This window comes from SAR324 cluster bacterium, assembly GCA_029245725.1.
GTDB lineage: Bacteria > SAR324 > SAR324 > SAR324 > NAC60-12 > JCVI-SCAAA005.
The window spans coordinates 1-3,690 of the sequence record JAQWOT010000388.1 but is presented as its reverse complement, the minus strand read 5'-3'; the positions used below and the strand labels follow the sequence as shown (position 1 = coordinate 3,690).

The 3,690-nt window shown below is 41.4% G+C and carries 4 protein-coding genes; all 4 read right to left on the bottom strand.

The genetic code is table 11. The features are described from left to right. Positions 1-1,276, bottom strand: a 1,276-nt coding sequence (locus tag P8O70_21275) for a phytanoyl-CoA dioxygenase family protein (GenBank protein ID MDG2199374.1), incomplete at its 3' end; no start/stop codon positions are given. Positions 1,277-1,830: 554 nt separating this feature from the next. Further along, entirely contained in the window at positions 1,831-2,280 is a 450-nt protein-coding gene (locus P8O70_21270) for a helix-turn-helix transcriptional regulator (GenBank protein ID MDG2199373.1), read from the bottom strand. A gap of 360 nt (positions 2,281-2,640) precedes the next feature. Continuing rightward, complete coding sequence (locus P8O70_21265; protein ID MDG2199372.1) at positions 2,641-3,327, bottom strand: hypothetical protein; 687 nt, start codon at positions 3,325-3,327, stop codon at positions 2,641-2,643. A 167-nt stretch (positions 3,328-3,494) separates the two neighbouring features. Beyond that, positions 3,495-3,690 (bottom strand): hypothetical protein (locus P8O70_21260; GenBank protein ID MDG2199371.1); only part of this gene is annotated, 196 nt, incomplete at its 5' end.

Genomic DNA, 3,690 nt, shown 5'->3' with positions numbered 1-3,690 from the left:
TAAAAAATTTTTCAATTGGCTGCAGTGCCAAGTCAAGATTACCCCCAATTGAACTGAGAGTATCAAGCGTTTGCCTTACAATTATTTGCTGAGAACTATTCAGTAAATCAACTAACTTCGGTTTTGCTAGTTCTGCTTCTGCTCCAATTTCTCCAAGCGCAAAAATCATATTCAGAACAACCCATGTGTCTTCCTGACTTAAGTAATTAATTAGTTCGGGAACAGCCTCAATTCCAATTGTTCCAAGCGCATATGCTGAATCGTCAAAGAGGACTGCTCTTTCATTCCATCTTCGTTCCCAACCCTCTTGCAGATCCTTTGGAATCTTTCTACCTTTTTCATTTTTGAATAGTTTTCTTATGTGGAATTTTTTCCCAGCAAGTTGATCAATTTTTTCAGTAAGGATTGATATATTGTCTTTGTGAGCAGCCCTATATATTGCATCTAAACGTGTACATTGATCTGCTGAATTGAGATTCTTTGTAGGACCTAAATATTTTGATGAAGTATCATTGCCTTTTAACCAAAGCCAAGATGCTTTCCAAGCAGATTCCAAGTTATATTGTGAACGTAAATTTTTTGGAGTATTCCATTTTTCATCCAGGTGATTCCATGTCGGTGCAACCTGTTGTTTTGTCCGAGCAAATACAAATTTGATCATAAACCTTGTTTGATCAGTTTGATTTGGAAAGGCCGCATGGACAATGTCAAAATGGGCGAGGACGAACGAGCCAGACTTAAAATTAAGTAATGAAAATGTTTTCGGGGGTACTTGAGGCTTTGAATAGAATTGACTTCCAGCAAATATTCTTGTGGGACCCATTTCAGGTGGCGTATCATGAGGAAAATAAAATCCAATCAAAAATTTTGGAAAATGATGACGTGCCCTTGCAAGTGGACTATGAGCATCTTGGTGCCAGGCTGAACCTGCTTGGGACCCAATTCCCATCTGTGGAGCATCTTGATGTGCTGAACAGGTTATTGTCTTGTCATTAATTGGCTCACTTGTGTGCACGGCTCGATGAGGATGTAAAACATATTCTGGTCCAAGGATGCTAGCTACCGCACCCTTGACTATACTACTTCCAACAATACTCCAAAGTTCAGGAACACGTGCCATGACATTATTTCCAAGCCATGATTCTGTATGATAAAGATACTCCAACTTATCTTTAATAACCTTGTGTAAGAGTTCTTGATTTTCACAATTTAATATTAAGAAACCGTTCGTAATAAATTCTCTGATTTGATCATCACTTAATAAAGTTGTATCCATGATCGTTTAACTCCAATTAGATTGGAAAAAATATCTATTTTACCTCCAGTTTATCGAGAATTCATCTCACAATTATAACCCTGTAAACTGCAATTTTAAAATTGATTAGTTTCTTTTGGTTTTTTTAAGGTCTTAACACACAGAACGAGTTATCTATTCATGTGAAGAAGTCAATGGGACAACCTGCAAAAACACTAGCAATTGAGAGAATTGATCAATGGTTCCTAAACATAATTTCTCTTTTTCTATTGAAGATTAATCTAAAGACAACCTAAGGGCTGTGGGTATCAGAAAACCAAAATAAAGCAGAATATAAGGCGGAATCTGTTAATGAGTGGAGGCTACAGCGCGAGAACGCGAGAACGAAACGCGATAATCCCTGACAGCACCTCGAAAATGAGTGGAGGCTACAACTCAATGATTCCGTCAAAGCAGTCCGCATTGCCAGACAGCACCTCGAAAATGATTCTAGCGCCACCACCTTCGATCGGGCCGAATATAACGCCAGCGGGTGCAGATGTAAACAGTCGGCTTCTAAAGCCCATCTGGAGCCATCACAAGCAACGCTTTTCTTTTTCCCGTTCGTAACGCGCCTGCCGCTTATACTTCCGTTCCATCTCTTCTTTCGTGGGTATCACCGGATCGGGAACATCCAAGAGCTCGCGGAGCTCGGCACAGGCCACCACGTCTACTGGATGGTTCTGAGTGCTTAGATAGCGCCGCCAGCGATCCCGCTCTCGTTCCGGCCAGTTCATCACCTGCATGGATATCCCACAATACTCGTTAATGATGTTCGCCAGGAGCACCAGCACGATTGCCGTCTTGGGTACGGGTGAGTGATCATTCTCCCAGCGCACCACGGTACTACGGGCAACGCCACAAACACGGGCCAAGTGAGCCTGCGTCCAAGGAATGTTTACACGAAACTCGCGCAACCACTGGCTACGAGACGGGCTGCAAAGAAAGTCTGGATCCAGATCAACAAGGGATATCGGTGCAGTCATCGAGGCATCTCCGAGACAATACTACTTAGGGGGCAGCGCAGAGGGCGGGGGCACAAAATCAAGGTGCAGTTGATGTAAGTATATCCGGTTCCCACTTACGGGGGGAATTTTACTAAGGCCGCATGGCGAGACACTCGGTGCTATTTTTGGCGAGGGCGGGATATCTTCCAAGGCGAAACCAACAAAGTTGTCTTGCGCGTGATATTAGCTTAAAGCCTTTAGGGCAAAAAGATTTGGTCCACGAAGGCAATGATGGAGATGTTGTTCAGGTGGGTTTCAGAGGTTGGTTGGATTATGTTCAGCAAGATTCAAATCATTGAATTCAACATCATGAAGATGCGAGTAAATATAGGCGCGGATCTAGGGACAAGTGTTTTTGAATGTAGTATAATGAGTAATAAAATCAGTAAGAACATAAGAGTAGTATGTTAAAGCACTATTCAGTGCCAACTCTACTTTTAGCAACATTGGTTCATCTGAACTACTGAGAGACATTGCAGACTGTATTATATATTGTTGATCTTCAACGACATACAGGTATTCCATTGAAGAAAGCTGCTGAATCAGCTTTACAGATTTTACCTCATCCCATGCCTTAATTTGTTGATAACCGACCCAACTATAATTTGTCGCATAATTGTTTGATTCTGGTTTGTTTTCATTGAATTTTTCGGATAGCGCTAACGAAGTGTCAAAGTAAAAAAGCATAAAATCGTCTGTATCTGGGTCAGTTGAGCAAACTATGACTAATCTGCTATATCGCCTCGCACCATTCACCTCTCTATTTGTTTCACCTACAGGAGAAAGAAGCGCGTGTTGAGTAAAGCCTGTAAATGGATCGTAGACACTTTGAGCTTTAAATACCTTACTGTTTTGATCTGTCCATGTTGAAGAATTAGCAATATCTTCTTCAAATTGCTCAAGTGCGGCTTTTATCTGTGCTAATTCCTCTTCTTGCCTTTTATTCTCTTCTTCCTTGTTAGTACAGCTGAACAGATTGAACAAACAGACTAGTAGAATAATTGATGCTTTAAATCGGCTGTTCATATATTTTCTCCTGCAAACAATTAGTTTTTCTTCGTCTCCAGAACTACTAGGTAATATTGGTAGATATGAGGGCAGTCTTTTAAGTCCTTTTAAGTACCTGGGAATTTCGGAATCTGTTGGAGTCTTGTTTCTTGTTTAAACCTGATGCTGAATATTTTGGGGACTCTTTACATCAAGTTCCTGCATTTAAGACAGTCCTTGCCCACTAGACAGAAACTAACATTCTGTAATCGGTTTTTCACAGCCACATTGCAAGCCTCTTGGAGTTCTTGTGCTTCAGGAACCCAGTCTTCTGGTAGTTGGTATCGGTCTCCAGGTGTTGCTGAATTCACCCAATTGACAAACTGGCAGACTGGACAATCA